At 49.1% G+C, this 15082-nt stretch carries 12 protein-coding genes and 2 pseudogenes; 6 read left to right on the top strand and 8 right to left on the bottom strand.

Annotated elements, in window-relative coordinates:
• Nucleotides 1-65: 65 nt before the first annotated feature.
• Nucleotides 66-1616, bottom strand: a complete 1551-nt coding sequence (locus R4537_RS15225; RefSeq protein ID WP_071179625.1) for an alanine/glycine:cation symporter family protein — start codon at nucleotides 1614-1616, stop codon at nucleotides 66-68.
• A 377-nt stretch (nucleotides 1617-1993) separates the two neighbouring features.
• Nucleotides 1994-3256, bottom strand: a complete 1263-nt coding sequence (locus tag R4537_RS15220; protein ID WP_071179626.1) for a D-amino acid dehydrogenase — start codon at nucleotides 3254-3256, stop codon at nucleotides 1994-1996.
• Between the two features lie 103 nt (nucleotides 3257-3359).
• Between R4537_RS15220 and R4537_RS15215 the strand changes: the two genes are divergently transcribed.
• The 3 genes from R4537_RS15215 to R4537_RS15205 all read left to right on the top strand — a co-directional run bounded on the left by R4537_RS15215 (nucleotide 3360) and on the right by R4537_RS15205 (nucleotide 5182).
• Nucleotides 3360-4268, top strand: a complete 909-nt coding sequence (locus R4537_RS15215) for a LysR substrate-binding domain-containing protein (RefSeq protein WP_000920407.1) — start codon at nucleotides 3360-3362, stop codon at nucleotides 4266-4268.
• A gap of 148 nt (nucleotides 4269-4416) precedes the next feature.
• On the top strand, nucleotides 4417-4746 hold the full coding sequence (locus tag R4537_RS15210; protein WP_071179627.1) for a DOPA 4,5-dioxygenase family protein: 330 nt from the start codon (nucleotides 4417-4419) through the stop codon (nucleotides 4744-4746).
• A gap of 163 nt (nucleotides 4747-4909) precedes the next feature.
• On the top strand, nucleotides 4910-5182 hold the full coding sequence (locus tag R4537_RS15205) for a hypothetical protein (protein ID WP_000961035.1): 273 nt from the start codon (nucleotides 4910-4912) through the stop codon (nucleotides 5180-5182).
• 22 nt (nucleotides 5183-5204) lie between these two features.
• Here the strand turns inward: R4537_RS15205 and R4537_RS15200 are convergent.
• From R4537_RS15200 to citS, 6 genes and pseudogenes are all read right to left on the bottom strand, one after another.
• Nucleotides 5205-5889, bottom strand: a pseudogene (locus R4537_RS15200) (response regulator).
• A 13-nt stretch (nucleotides 5890-5902) separates the two neighbouring features.
• The gene (locus R4537_RS15195; protein WP_080483645.1) at nucleotides 5903-7600 is read right to left on the bottom strand and encodes an ATP-binding protein; all 1698 of its coding nucleotides are present in this window, start codon (nucleotides 7598-7600) and stop codon (nucleotides 5903-5905) included.
• A 70-nt stretch (nucleotides 7601-7670) separates the two neighbouring features.
• On the bottom strand, nucleotides 7671-8972 hold the full coding sequence (locus R4537_RS15190) for a sodium ion-translocating decarboxylase subunit beta (RefSeq protein ID WP_000427748.1): 1302 nt from the start codon (nucleotides 8970-8972) through the stop codon (nucleotides 7671-7673).
• Between the two features lie 15 nt (nucleotides 8973-8987).
• Nucleotides 8988-10787 carry a sodium-extruding oxaloacetate decarboxylase subunit alpha gene (gene oadA, locus R4537_RS15185; protein ID WP_071179628.1) on the bottom strand — a complete coding sequence of 600 codons (1800 nt, stop codon included), beginning with the start codon at nucleotides 10785-10787 and terminating at the stop codon, nucleotides 8988-8990.
• Nucleotides 10788-10805: 18 nt separating this feature from the next.
• Nucleotides 10806-11181 (bottom strand): annotated as a pseudogene (locus R4537_RS15180) (OadG family protein).
• Complete coding sequence (citS, locus tag R4537_RS15175; RefSeq protein WP_071179630.1) at nucleotides 11174-12520, bottom strand: citrate/sodium symporter CitS; 1347 nt, start codon at nucleotides 12518-12520, stop codon at nucleotides 11174-11176. Before citS ends, R4537_RS15180 begins: the two are co-directional and overlap by 8 nt.
• 276 nt (nucleotides 12521-12796) lie before the next feature.
• On the opposite strand from citS, the gene citC reads away from it, so the two are divergent.
• From citC to citE, 3 genes are read left to right on the top strand one after another with little or no spacing between them, the layout of a single operon-like run.
• A complete protein-coding gene (citC, locus tag R4537_RS15170; protein ID WP_071179631.1) occupies nucleotides 12797-13852 on the top strand; it encodes a [citrate (pro-3S)-lyase] ligase in 1056 nt (351 codons plus the stop codon).
• Between the two features lie 51 nt (nucleotides 13853-13903).
• Entirely contained in the window at nucleotides 13904-14200 is a 297-nt protein-coding gene (citD, locus tag R4537_RS15165; protein ID WP_000684014.1) for a citrate lyase acyl carrier protein, read from the top strand.
• Entirely contained in the window at nucleotides 14197-15072 is an 876-nt protein-coding gene (gene citE, locus R4537_RS15160) for a citrate (pro-3S)-lyase subunit beta (protein ID WP_000164137.1), read from the top strand. Before citD ends, citE begins: the two co-directional genes overlap by 4 nt.
• Nucleotides 15073-15082: the final 10 nt, after the last annotated feature.

Raw genomic sequence — 15082 nt, 5'->3', positions numbered from 1 at the left:
TGAAAAATAAAGGGTTAGCGAATGCTAACCCTTTGACTTATTTATGTTGTGTTCACTGCTTTTTCTTATAGTGAGCTAGTTTGCTCTACCCTTTGGGTCTCTTTCACTTCCGCGGTTGGGGCTTTGCCCGTTTTGCGAAGGTATTTTCCTTCCCAGTAAGTTGCCCCTTTGATACCAAGTTTCACTGGGTTAAAAGTAAATTCGGTTACACCCTGTTTTTGCTGCTCTTCATAATCTTTGAGGGCAATAATAGTCGGTTTGGCCATGAAGAAGATAATCAAGATACCGACAATGTTCAGCCACGCCATGACACCTACACCCACATCGCCTAGTGCCCACGCTAAGTTAGCGGTTTTGACTGTGCCGTAAAACACCACACTAATCAGTGCAATTTTAAGGATGAACATCAAACCATTGACTTTAAACGTGCGGCGAATATAAGCCACGTTAGTCTCTGCAATGTAGTAGTAAGCCAAAATAGTGGTGAAGGCGAAGAAGAACAGTGCAAATGCCACGAAAGGTTTACCGATACCGGGCAGGGCGCTATCTACCGCAATTTGAGTAAAGGCAGGGCTGCTGGCAATGATGTTTGCTGGCAGGTTTTGCACTAGGAAAATACCTTCACCTGCGCCGTGTACGTTGTATGCACCAGTGATCAAAATCATGAACGCTGTTGCTGAACAGACCATCAAGGTATCAATATAGATAGAGAAAGATTGTACCAAACCTTGCTGTGCAGGATGTTGTACGCTGGCTGCCGCTGCCGCATGAGGGCCCGTACCTTGACCTGCTTCGTTAGAGTAAACCCCACGTTTAACCCCCCAACCAATCGCAGCACCTACACCTGCCATAGGCGTGAATGCATCGCCGATGATCATGGCAAAAATGCGCGGTACTTCACTGATATTGAGCAGGATAATCACGAATGCAGTGATGATGTAGGCCAGAGCCATAAAAGGCACCACTATCTGGGTAAAGCTTGCGATACGTTTTACGCCACCAAAGATAATGAAGCCAAGTAGAATTGAAATCACGGTACCGGTGAAAATTTTGGCAAAGCTAAAAGTGCCGATTGCGGTTTCAATCATAGGGCCAGAGCCGAACGCTGACTCCACGGCGTTGCCGATACTGTTAGACTGCACGCCAGGCAGCAATACCCCACAAGCGAAGATGGTCGCAATCGCGAAGATCCAAGCGTACCATTTTTGACCCATGGCTTTTTCGATGTAGTAAGCGGGGCCACCACGGAATTCACCGTTGTCTTCTTCTTTATAAATTTGCGCCAGTGTGGATTCTGCATAAGCGGTGGCTGCGCCAAAAAACGCAACCATCCACATCCAGAATACCGCACCCGGGCCACCGAAACCGATAGCGGCAGCAACCCCAGCAATGTTACCAGTACCCACACGGCCTGAGAGTGATACGGCGAGCGCTTGGAAAGAGGAGATCCCTTTTGAGGATTCTTTATTATTCAGAAGTAGGCGCCACATTTCGAAGAAGTGACGAACCTGTACAAAACGAGTCAGAACGGAATAAAACAAGCCAGCGCCGAGGCAGAGATAAATCAGCGCCGGACTCCAGATGATTCCATTCAGAAAATCAACAAATGACTGCATAAGTAGTTTCCCTGTAAATGAGTTGTTGTGTTTATTGTGTCTGTTGTGTGTTCGGTATATTAATCTTTTTGTAACTCAAATGTTAATTCTTTTATCTGGCAAAGAATGGATGCGTGACGCTGAACACAAAAACTGTTTATTCGTTGTACAACGGGCTGAGTATTGGAGGGTGTGGTGAATTTTTGGTCAATCTGGTGGGTGATATGTGCTAGATAAAAATTTTATGCTTTGGTTAAGTAGGATAAAAATAAATAATAAATGACCATAATTTAGTCAGCTTATTGGAGTTTTACACTGCGGATGGCGTGCGGATGGCGTGTGGATTGTGAGAGATGACTCTGCCATGCTCCTGCAGGCAGAGCCAAAAAGCCGCGCATTTAAGATGCTTTCGGATAACGGAACAGATCTAGCCCCAAACGGCTGAGCGGGCTTTCGCCATGGGTGAGCACATCGGCCAGAATACTGGCGGAGCCGCAAGCCATGGTCCATCCCAGTGTGCCATGCCCAGTATTGGTATAGAGATTGGTATAGGGAGTGGCACCGATGATTGGTGTGCCATCGGGAGTCATGGGACGAAAACCGGTCCAGAATTGCCCTTTTGCAAAATCGCCGCCGTGCGGAAACAAATCACGTGCGACCATCTCAATCGTCGCTTTACGTGCTTCTGGAATCGCTGGATCAAAACCCGCTAACTCAGCCGTTCCCGCCACGCGGATCCGATCAGAAAAGCGAGTCAGCGCAACCTTATAGGTTTCATCCATCACGGTCGATTGCGGCGCAAATTTTTCATCAATAATCGGTAAGGTTAACGAGTATCCTTTTACTGGGTAGACAGGAATTTCAATCCCCAGCGGTTTAAGCAATGAGGTCGAATAACTGCCCAGTGCGACCACATAAGCATCCGCTTTGAGCAAGCCTAAATCGGTTTGGACACCGATGATCTTTTTGCCCTCATAAACCAGTTGCTGAATGTGGCAATCAAAATGAAAACGTACACCCTGTTGCTTGGCCAGTTCGGTTAACTGTTGGCAAAACAAGTAACAATCGCCCGTTTCGTCATCCGGCAGCCATAGGCCGCCCACCAGTTTTTCCTGCACAGGGGCGAGCCCCGGTTCATGAGTCAGACACTGGGCGACATTCAGTAACTCAAAACGTACGCCACTTTGCGCTAGAAGCTGCATGTCTTTTTCAATCGCGGTTAACTGCTTTTCATCACGAAATACTTGCAAAGTGCCGCGTTGGCGACCTTGGTAATCGAGCGAATAGGTTTGATTGAGCGCTTTTAAACACTCGCAGCTATAGTTGGCAATCGCCAACATCCGCGATTTGTTAACTTGGTAGCGCGACAACTGGCAGTTGAGCAGCATCTTGCCCATCCAGCTCAGTAATGCAGGATCAAGCGAGGGTTGGATTTTGAGTGGTGCATGTTCTTCCAGCATCCATTTTAGAGCTTTTTGCGGAATGCCCGGCGCAGCCCAAGGGGAAGAGTAGCCATAGGAGATTTGCCCTGCGTTCGCAAAGCTGGTTTCTTCGGCGCTACGTGATTGGCGATCGACGACGGTGACATCATGGCCTGCCTGCGCAAGATACCAAGCGCTGGTTAATCCGACCACACCACTGCCTAAAACCAAAACTTCCATCATTGACTCCTTGCTTAATTTTCGGCTCAGTTTCGGAGGTTTACTTTTCATTAACAATCGATAAAAATTATCACCACCCTTTAGTAAAACTAAAAGCAAACCTATGTTAAAAAGCCAGCAAGTTGCCAGCTTGCATACTTTTATGCAGGTAGCTCAATACTCCAGCTTTAGCTTAGCTGCAGCAGCTCTCCACCTCACCACGGGGGCGATCAGCCAACAAATGTTGCAGTTAGAAGCGCAGTTGGGTTTTAGCTTATTTGAACGGCACTCTCGCGGGGTGCGTTTAACTGAGGCAGGACGAATCTTACTGACAACGGTGCAACGTAGCTATCAAGATATTGAGCAGACAATTCACAGTTTAGTGCCATCAACGGAGCGAAAAGAGATCCGGCTGAAACTGACGCCATCATTTGCGTTTAAGTGGTTGGTTCCGCGGCTAGAGGACTTTTATCGCCGTCATCCGGAAATTCAGATTCAGACGTTCGCGGAAGGCGCGTTGGTGGATAGTGAGCGGCGTGATTACGATCTGGCGATTGATTATGGCGCGTTACCTTATCCACGGCGAGATGCGCAGTTATTGATGGAGGAGTGGTTATTGCCCGTGATGAGCACGAACTATCTCGCAGCCCATTCCTGGTTACAGGAGGATTGGGCAAACGCAGAAAATTGGCAGCAGGTCGTGCTACTGCATGATGCGATGCCGTGGGCGAATGCGGCACGCGACCAAGAGTGGCACTACTGGGCTCACCAGATGGGAATTACCTTGCCTGAGCGGCGTGATCACTATTTCAACCGCACGGATATGGCGATGTCTGCTGCAGAGGCCGGAGTGGGGATTGCAATGGCGCGTACTGCCTTACTTTCAAACGAACTCGATACAGGGCGTTTGGTTACCCCGTTTGCTCCCATTCAAGCCAAGGCTGGCTACTTTTTGATTACTCACCAAGCCACTGACGCGACGCAAGTTTTTTGCCAGTGGTTGCAAAAGCAAATTCCGGCGCAGGTTAGCTAAACCGATCGCGATTCTAGGCTATAGGGGCGGTGTGTTTTGCACTCTCGTTCGAAGAAATCGACCTTATTGTGCAAATTCGACTGCTGATATTGTGTTTAGTGTAGCGCTATGCTGACCTCGTCCTGTTGTTCTCTCCTAAGGAGTGATTATGTTCCATGCCCATGTTTATTTTGACCCAGACCAAGCGATTGTCGCGGAGCGCTTTCGCCAACAAATTGCCCGTGAACGCCGTGATGTGATCGCGTTATTTGGTTTAGTTCCGCGTCGTGTTGGCCCGCATGTTAAGCCGATGTTTGAAATGCATTTTCGCGATAACCAACACGGCTTACTGGAATGGTTAGAGGAAAATCGCGGCGCGCTAAGTGTACTGATCCATCCGGTATCGGGCGATGATGCTTATGACCATCAAGAGGACCGCATCCGCTGGCTCGGTGAGCCGCTAGGTTTAAATCGCACTATTTTCCGTTATACAGAGTGAGTCTTCTTAGGCGATGACTCAACGTTGATTAAATCGGAATTGAAGATAACCACATAAAAACCAATAAGATTTTTATCGCTACGGCGAACTTTGAATCGCTTCATGCTTAGCGGAGTCGAAATCCATTCTAATAGGGCGACTCAATAGCCACAGTGGTGATGCGATGTTAGTAAGAAAAGTTTCTAGAGATTTGGCTTCTGCCCAAGCGCGAGAAAATTGGTTGGCCTATTGGCAGCACTTTAGCCGTGATAATCAGGCGTTTTGCGCTGAGATTAACTGCTTAACGCCATCTTCTCAGGCGATGCTAGTGAAGTGCGATAAAGATGAAGAAGGGGTATTTGTGATCCCACTTTGTCAGTGTCACAGCAACAACTTAGAGGGGATGTTGGAAATAGGGGAGAGCACCGAAGTGATCCCCTTCCATTACACATTATAAATTCAGTCTAGCAATGGGTTGACTAGCGCTTTTGGTAAAGACGCTCAGGACGGCCCACCCGACCATGCTGAATACAAGCTTCCAGAAAACCACTGGCCACACAATATTCCAAATAACGTCTGGCCGTGGTTTTGCTTATCCCAATCGCTTGTCCCAACAATTCTGCAGTGTAGGCCGCTTGCGGTTCATGGTGATAAATCTCTTGGATTTTGATTAAGGTCAGCTCATCAATCCCTTTCGGCAACCCATCAAGCGGCTCGGTTTTGGCTTGAAAATTAAACAGCTCATCGACGTGTCGTTGATTCACACTGTCATTGGCGCGCAGCGAGCTGATGTATTTCAGATACCGTTCCAGCGAGTTTTGTACTCGATCGTAGGCGATCGGTTTTAACAGGTAATCAAAAACCCCACAGCGTACCGCTTCGCGCACGGTCTCCATATCCGAAGCGGCAGTGATAAAAAATGACATCCGGCGCTTGTGGTTGATGGGTTAGCTCTTTCAAAAACTCAATGCCACGACCATCAGGCAGGTAGTTATCCAAAAAAATCAGTTTAGGTTTGAGAATGCGCACCATATTGCGCGCTTCGTTGATACTTTGTGCCACGCCGACTGGGCGAAAGCGGGCGGTTTGTTTGAGATAAAAGCTGTGCACGTCAGCAATACTCGTTTCATCCTCTACGATCAATACGTCGATTAATTCCATCATAATCAAACTCTTCTTATGCCCGTTCGGCAAGCGCTGGAAGGTTTTCCGCCGCAAGCGTTTTGGGTCTATTGGGAATAAAAATAGAAAAAATAGTCCCTTGCGGCTCCGCACTGTCGATAAGAATCGATCCATGAGCCTGAGTGACAAATTGATGGATAAGGTAAAGTCCGATACCGTGTCCTTCTTGGTTTTTGCTACTCACTCCCTTGAGAAACAAAGTTTGCGCGATGTCGGCCGAGATCCCGATGCCGTTGTCCGCCACTTCAATCACCAATTCCGCACCGTTATCGGTCAGCAGCAGGGAAATGGTTTTATTGCTGTGTGGATTTTTTAGCGTGGCTTCAAATGCGTTATCCAGCAGATTGCCAAGTACCGCCGCCAGTTCATCTGAGGTCATGCACTGTGGCTCTTGGTGCAGATGCGATAGCGGATCGAACTCTAAACACAGTCCTAACTCTTTGGCACGGCTGTATTTCCCCAGCAATAACCCCGCGATCACTTTCGGGTGAAAAGTTTGGGCGATGAAATCGATCAGTTGTTGCTGCTCTGCCGTTTCGCGGCGAATGGTTTTCACTGCTTCGTCGTACGCACCGATTTGAATTAAGCCGCCGATGGTCGAGAGGCGGTTGGCAAACTCGTGACTCATCATGCGTAGATTATCGTTATGTTGACGGATCTGGGTAAGCTGCGAGGTGAGCGTATTGAAATCATTGCGGCGACGAAAGCTGACCACCCAGCCGATTTGCTGCTGGCCAGAATTGATCGGCACACGGTTCGCGACTAAGGTTTCACCATTACAGCTGATCAGTTCATCTTGCTGGCTGACACGGTTTTGCTGCGCCAACTTGCCAAACGGGCTTGCGCCCATAAAAAAGCAGGTTGGAGTGATGAACTCTTGAACATTACGGCCAATCAAATGAGTCGGCTGGTGGGCAATACCCAAAATATTCAGGGCCTTAGCATTGACGGAAAGAATCTCCCCTTTCAAGCTGATCGCGACGATACCTTCATACACACTTTGCAAAATCGACTGCTGTAGGTTGAGGTTCATGGCGATCTCTTCCGGCTCCATATTGAACATCTGCTGTTTGATATGGCGGGTAAAGATCCAAGCGCCGAGCGCAGAAAGCAGCATTAAAAGCAGCACAGTGAAAATCACAGGATAGGAGTAAACCCGCAGCCAACTGCTGATGTTATCGAGCAGGTAGCCAACAGAAACCACACCGAGGATCTCTCCCGATGGAGAGACAATCGCCGCTTTGCCACGAATGGCCCAGCCTAGGCTGCCTTTTTGGGTTGAGGTGTAATATTCGCCCTCTTTTAATGCGCGACGGCTATCTCCGCCTTGCATCGGTAAACCAATTTTTTGCTCATCTGGATGCGCGATACGAATGCCATTAGCATCGCCAATCACAATAAAATTGGCATCCGAGATGCGTTGTAAACGATCGATTTTGGCCTGCACGTCAGCAAGCTGATGTTGTTGGATCAGTGCAATGAGATTGGGATCGGTCGCAATCTCGCGCGCTTGGATTAGCGCTTTGGTACTGATCTGATCTTGTAAAGTTTCACTTAAGGTTTGATGAAAAAAGCCGGCCACCAGCGAAAGCTGGATCACCACCATTGCCACCAACAGAGCGCCGACTCTCTGTTGAAACGAAAGTGTCTGGCAGACCTTGGTGTGTAAAAAATTCATGAGGGATATGTTCATGCCGGCGAGTCTATCCTTGCTATAAATGAGGCTTATTGATTGGGGTCTAAGAAACCCCAACCAATTATGTTTAGCCCATCACATATTTGATCATTACCCCAGCGGCGACCGCAGAGCCAATCACCCCCGCGACGTTGGGTCCCATGGCATGCATCAGCAAAAAGTTCTGAGCATTGGCTTCAAGCCCGACCTTGTTGGAGACGCGTGCCGCCATCGGTACAGCCGAAACTCCAGCCGAACCAATCAGCGGATTGAGTTTGGTAGTGGTGAAACGGTTCATCAGTTTCGCCATTAACACCCCAGCCGCGGTGCCGACACAAAACGCCACAATACCGAGCACCAAAATGCCGATGGTTTGAGGCTGCAGGAACTTATCTGCCATCAGCTTGGAGCCGACGGACAAGCCAAGGAAAATGGTCACTATGTTGATGAGGGCGTTTTGCGCCGTATCGGATAAACGCTCCACCACGCCACATTCGCGCATCAAGTTACCAAAACAGAACATGCCGAGCAGTGGCGTTGCCGAAGGCAGCAAGAGAGCAATCAAGATCAGCAGTAGGAGCGGAAAGCCGATTTTTTCCAGCTTGTGCACCTGACGCAGCTGCTGCATCTGAATTTTGCGCTCTTCTTGTGTGGTGAGCGCACGCATGATCGGCGGCTGAATCATAGGCACTAACGCCATGTAAGAGTAAGCGGCGACCGCAATCGCTCCCAACAATTCTGGTGCGAGCATACTCGATACGTATATCGCGGTTGGGCCATCAGCACCGCCTATGATGCCAATCGCCGCCGCTTGCGCCACGCTAAAATCCATCACCCCTAAACTGCTTAATGCCAATGCGCCCAATACGGTGGTGAAAATACCAAACTGAGCCGCCGCGCCGAGCAGCAGGGTTTTAGGGTTGGCGAGCAGAGGACCAAAATCGGTCATCGCGCCCACACCCATAAAGATGATTAACGGGCCCGCGCCAGAGGCAATCGCAATGCTGTAAAACAGATAGAGCATGCCATCACTGTATTGGTACTGCTCAGCAAGCAGGTGCAGGGTGGTCATCTGTAGTGGCGTTGCGCTGCTCAAGGCTTGCTTGATGTCGGCCGGCATGTAGGAGCTAAGTTGCAGCACTTCTGAAAACGCCGCCATCACTTCCGGTTTGGCCGCATACACGGCATTTTCGATGGCTGACATGGCAAGCCCAGCATCAGGCAGGTTAGATAAAATGCCACCAAAACCAATCGGCACCAGCAGCAAAGGCTCGAAACGTTTGACGATGGCAAGATAGAGCAACACTAACCCAACAAGGATCATGATGCCCTGTCCCCACTGAAGGTGGAACAGGCCAAAATCACGCACCATGGCTAAAATATTTTCCATACTTTCCGCCTCTGATTACGCCAATACCAACAAAGCATCACCGACTTGTACGGCATCGCCTTCATTGACTTCAATGGCACTGATCACCCCAGCACGTGGCGCGCGGATTTCGGTTTCCATCTTCATGGCTTCTAAAATCAGCAGTACATCGCCTTCGGCCACTTCATCGCCAGCTGATGCATGAATTTTCCAAATGTTGCCAGAGAGCGGTGCGGCGAGGTTTTCACCTTCTGCTGCACTCGGAACTGGTGCATGGCTGGCTGATGGCGCGGGAGCAACATGCGTCAGGTCACCGCCTTCATCCACCTTCACCACATAGCTTTGGTTGTTCACCGTAATGGTGTACACACCGTGACTTTCCACGGGCTGTACTTTGCTTTTTTCTGTTGGCGCTTTCGGAGTGTTGGCTGTACTTGCCAGTTGTGGCACAGGCTCAAAGGCTTCTGGGTTATGGCGGTTGGCTAAAAACTTCCAGCCTACCTGATCAAACAGCGCAATGGTCAGTACATCATCAATCGCATTCTCGGCGAGGGTGATGTGCTGCTCTTTGGCTTGCTGCAATACACGGTCTTGCAAGGTTGGCATTTCGGCGGCAATCAAATCTGCAGGGCGACAAGTGATGGCTGCTGCGCCCGCCAATACACGAGCTTGCAGCTCGGTGTTAACCGGTGCTGGTGTTTTGCCATATTCTCCTTTCAGCACACCGCTGGTTTCCTTGGTGATGGTTTTGTAACGCTCACCCAGCACCACGTTGATCACCGCTTGTGTACCGACAATTTGTGAGGTCGGGGTAACCAGAGGCAAAAAGCCGAGCTCTTCACGTACGCGTGGGATCTCTTCGAGCACTAAATCGAGTTTATCCAATGCGTTTTGTTGCTTGAGCTGGCTTTCCATATTGGTCAGCATGCCGCCCGGAACCTGAGCCACCAAAATGCGCGCATCACTGCCTTTCATCATGCCTTCAAAGGCGTGGTATTTTTTGCGTACATCACGAAAATAAGCCGCAATCTGTTCGAGTTTGCTGATATCCAATCCGGTGTCGTAGCCCGTGCCTTGCAAGGTGGCAACCAGTGATTCGGTCGCTGGATGACCATAAGTACCACTCATGCTGGAAATCGCGGTATCTACTCGATCCACGCCCGCTTCAATCGCTTTAAGCAGAGTCATATCGGCAAGGCCAGCGGTGGAGTGGCAGTGCAGATGCAGCTCTACGTCCACTTGTTTTTTCAGGGTAGACACCAGCTCTTCAGCGGCATACGGGGTCAAAATGCCGGCCATATCTTTCAGGGCAATTGAGTCGACACCGAGCTCCGCCAGTTGCTGCGCTACATCGACCCAAGTTTGTAAATTGTGTACTGGGCTGGTGGTGTAGCAGAGCGTGCCTTGCGCATGCGCGCCCATCTTTTTCACTGCTTGCAGCGCCTGTTGCATGTTGCGTACATCGTTCATCGCATCGAACACGCGAAATACATCCATGCCGTTTTTCACCGCACGCTCAACAAAAGTATCCACCACATCATCGGCATAGTGACGGTAGCCAAGCAGGTTTTGCCCGCGCAGCAGCATTTGCAGTGGTGTATTGGGCATGGCTTGTTTGAGTAAACGTAGACGTTGCCATGGGTCTTCGCCTAAAAAGCGGATGCAGCTGTCAAAGGTCGCGCCTCCCCAACATTCCAAAGACCAATAACCTATCTGATCTAACTGCTGCGCAATCGGCAGCATGTCGTCAATTCGTAAACGGGTGGCAAAAAGAGATTGGTGCGCATCGCGCAATACGACATCCGTAACACCAACGCGTTTGATCGCCTGAGTCATCTGTGGTTTCTCCTTCACTTAAGACAGTTTTTGTTGTGTTTTATGGTGATGGACGGCGGCCGTGAGTACCGCGAGTAATTCACCTTGGTTTTTAGCTAGGTTTGGCTTGACCTTGTTAGCTGGGGCTTTTTTATTGGCTGTTTTGGCCGGCACTTCCGGCGGCGCAAAACGCACAATTAAGTACGACATGGTACGAGTCGTAAATACCAAGAAAATCAGGAAGATGAACACAAAGCCCATCCCCAGCGTCAACAAATTCATTCCTTCGAGGAGTAGTGAGGTTGATTGCATGGTCACTTCCAGTGGCAAAAACAGGGTTGAAAACGGAGAGAAAAAAGAGGCGCGCTAAGCGCGCCAAATAATCCCAAGGAGCAAGGGTTAAAGGGTTAAACAAACATTCCGAATACGACGCTGGCGATGACCAGCACAATGCCGCCACCCAGACGTGAAGAGATTTGTGCGTAAGAGAGCAAGCTCATACGGTTAGAGGCGGCAAGCACTTCAAGGTCGCCCGAACCACCACGGTTAGCCATACATAGCCCTGCAGTAATCGAAGATTCAACTGGGTAGAAACCCATTGCCCAACCACCCAAAGCGGCACCGATAACCGCACCAATCACGATCACCGTAGCAATGATCACGTTGGCAAAAGTTAGCGCGTTGATGATTTCAGCCAGATCGGTGTAAGCAATACCAACGCCGACCATCAATAGCCATAGCATCTGTTTTGAGAAGAAATTCGACAGACGTTTCGCGCCTTCTTTGATCTCATCACTGCACAAACCGGCCGCGTTAAGGATGGCGATGATCACCACCATGTAAGCAAAGGTGTGGATTTGAATCGAACCAAAACCAGGCAAAATCTCTTTTGATAGCGAATAAGAGAAGGTGTAGACGCAAGCGGCCAGCATTAAACCGATGGCAATTTCACGGTGAGTAACAGTAAGATTTTTCGCTTCTTCGCTCACATCCAGTTTCGAGCTGCGTACCAGTTCGCCATTACCGGTTAAGGATGGGATCTTTTCACCAATGATGTTGATGACTGCCGCAGCGACGATAGCCACAATATTGGCAATAGTCAGGATCGCGATAGCAACCGAGTAGTATTGCTCTTTGGAGCCACCTGTGACCGACTCATAAATTTCGGAAAGCGGGATAGCACCTGCGCCATTACCACCACCCATGATCGGTAGCACGTACAGCATCATGATGCGATCAGGCGTGATACCAAATACGAGGCCGATAGCGATACCGAATACCGCAGCACCCGCTACCGCAGCGAGAATGGTTGGAATGTAGCCGGCCAGAGAGCGGATCAGCAGTTTACGGTTGACCGCCAGAATTGAGCCAGTGATCAACACTGCGATGAACAGATCCAAGAACTTGCTCTTATCCATCACTTCGGTCACGGTTTTGATTTCGCGATCACTAAGCCAGCCCATGTGTACGAACCAAGCGGCAACCAAGAAAATCATCACCGGCGCACCGCCGATGTATTTATTAAAAATCGGTAGGCGTTTGCCGACTTCGCCAAATATAGCACCAACGACAAACATAAACGCAAAACCACCCACCAGACCGCTAGGTAAAGTGTCAGTAAAATGAGCGGCTAATACGGTGACCAGTAAAAATAAAAATAAAGGGAGTGGTGTGCCAAATATTTTCGTTTGGCTTAGATTCAATCCACCTATGACTGCGGACTTTTTATCTAAATGTAGGGTTTTCTCGTTCATAATTCCATGTCCAATGAGGTTATTAAGACCTTTACTACATTAAATAAAATAGTCAGTGATAATTGTGAAAATAGTCATCCAAACCAGTGGCTTTAAAAATCTCAATGGTTTTTATGGTTTAAATTTTAAATGAAATTAAAAATCAAAGAGATAGGAATTAAATTCATTAAAACCATAAAGAGCGTTAACGGCGGGAAATAAAGTGATTACCCTCATTAAACCTTTTCGGCTGAATTTAGATAATAAAGCCAGAAAAAATAGGTGAGGAAGCCGACCATGGTGGATATTTATACCTTCTCGCGAGTTTCAACCAAGAATCGAACCAAGCTCTTACAGATCAAAGAGTTTCTCTGCCAGCATCAGCTGACCGTGGATGACGATGTCGAGCATTTTGTGGTGGCTTATGGCACAAACCAAATCATCGCTTGCGGCGGAATTGCGGGGCACGTGTTGAAGTCCATCGCGGTTTCTCCTGCGCTGCAAGGCACTGGTTTTGCGCTCAAACTGATGACCGAATTAACCAACTTCGCTTATGAAATGGGGCGTTTTTCACTCTTTCTATTTACTAAGCCTGCTAATATTGATTTATTCAGACAGTGTGGATTTTTCTTGGTCGATAAAGTCGAACCGCATATTGCTTTATTAGAAAATAGCCCTAATCGTCTCTCTGTTTATTGCAAGCAGTTGCAGTTGTTAAAAATGTCTGGGCGTAAAATTGGCAGTATTGTGATGAATGCCAATCCATTTACCTTAGGTCATCAATATTTAATTGAACAAGCCTGTGAACAATGTGATTGGGTGCATTTATTTGTCGTAAAAGCAGAGAATAAAGATTTCTCTTATGCCGACCGCATGGCAATGATTAAAGCGGGTAGTAAACATTTATTGAATTTAACTATTCATTCCGGTTCGGATTATATTATTTCACGCGCGACCTTTCCCAGTTATTTTATTAAAGATCAGCAAGTGGTCAATCAATCCCATACCGCGCTGGATTTAAGTATTTTTCGCCATTCTATCGCGCCTGCCCTTGGCATTACGCACCGCTTTGTCGGCAGTGAGCCGATTTGTACGGTGACGCGTCACTACAACCAAGCCATGCGCCGCTGGCTAGAAGAAGCGCACGATGTCAGTGCGCCGATCCAAGTCGTTGAAATTGAGCGCAGTCAGCAAGCCTCGCAGCCGATTTCAGCATCGCGCGTGCGTTACTTGCTCAAACAATTTGGCGTTGCTGCGATTGCCGATCTCGTGCCGAAAACGACCTATTCCTACCTTTGCCAGCACTATGCGGAACATTCGCTACAGACCGCACCGCAACGGTTAGCGGTATGAGCGCGGTGCTGACACTGTTTTATCCAATAACTCATTAACAAGGTTGTACCCATGAAAATTGCCCATCCCGCCTTTGCGGGAACACTGGAATCCAGTGATCTTCAGGTTCGGATTGAACCCAATAACGATGGCGGTATTGAACTGGTGTTAGACAGTACCGTCGAGCAGCAATTTGGTCATGCAATTCGTCAGGTCGTGCTGCACACCCTAGACGCGATGCAAGTGCACGATGCGCTGGTCACCATAGAAGACAAAGGTGCGCTGGATTGTGTGATCCGCGCGCGCGTACAGGCGGCGGTGATGCGCGCTTGTGATGTTCAGAACATTGAGTGGAGCCAACTATCATGACCAAACTTCGTCGCAGTATGTTATTTGTGCCGGGCGCGAATGCCGCCATGCTCAGCAATACCTTTATCTATCAACCGGATTCGATCATGTTTGATCTGGAAGACTCGGTCGCGCTGCGTGAAAAAGACACCGCGCGGATGTTGGTGTTCCATGCGCTGCAACACCCTATGTATCAAGAGATGGAAACCGTGGTGCGGGTCAATCCGCTCGATTCTGAATTCGGTATCAAAGACCTTAATGCCGTGGTGCGCGGCGGAGCCAAAGTGGTGCGTCTGCCGAAAACCGATAACGCCAACGATGTGATTGAGATGGAAAAAGTCATCGAGCAGATCGAGCGTGAATGCGGACGCGAAGTCGGCAGCACGCGTATGTTGGCCGCGATTGAAAGCGCGCAAGGCATCAACAACGCGGTTGAGATTGCCTTTAGCTCACGCCGCCTGATTGGGATTGCGCTTGGCGCGGAAGACTATGTGCGCGATCTGCGCACTCAGCGTTCAGCGGAAGGGATTGAGCTGCTGTTTGCACGCTGCTCTATTCTGCAAGCGGCGCGTGCTGCCGGGATCATGGCGTTTGATACCGTCTATTCCGATGCTAACAACGAAGAGGGATTTTTGCGTGAGGCGGAGCACATCAAGCAGCTTGGCTTTGATGGCAAGTCACTGATTAACCCGCGCCAGATTGACCTGCTGCACAACGTGTTTGCTCCAACCCAAAAAGAGGTCGATCACGCCATCGCAGTCATCGAAGCCGCTGAAGAAGCCGCGGCGAAAGGGCTAGGCGTGGTTTCCCTTAACGGCAAAATGGTCGATGGACCCATCATCGAACGCGCACGTTGGACACTGCAACGTGCTGAATCCGGCATCAAACACTAAAGGTCATCTC

Origin of the sequence: Vibrio paracholerae, from assembly GCF_037672085.1 — a bacterium.
Classification (GTDB): Bacteria; Pseudomonadota; Gammaproteobacteria; order Enterobacterales; family Vibrionaceae; genus Vibrio; species Vibrio cholerae.
The sequence above is the reverse complement of the archived record's forward strand: the minus strand, read 5'-3'. Positions and strand labels throughout refer to the sequence as shown.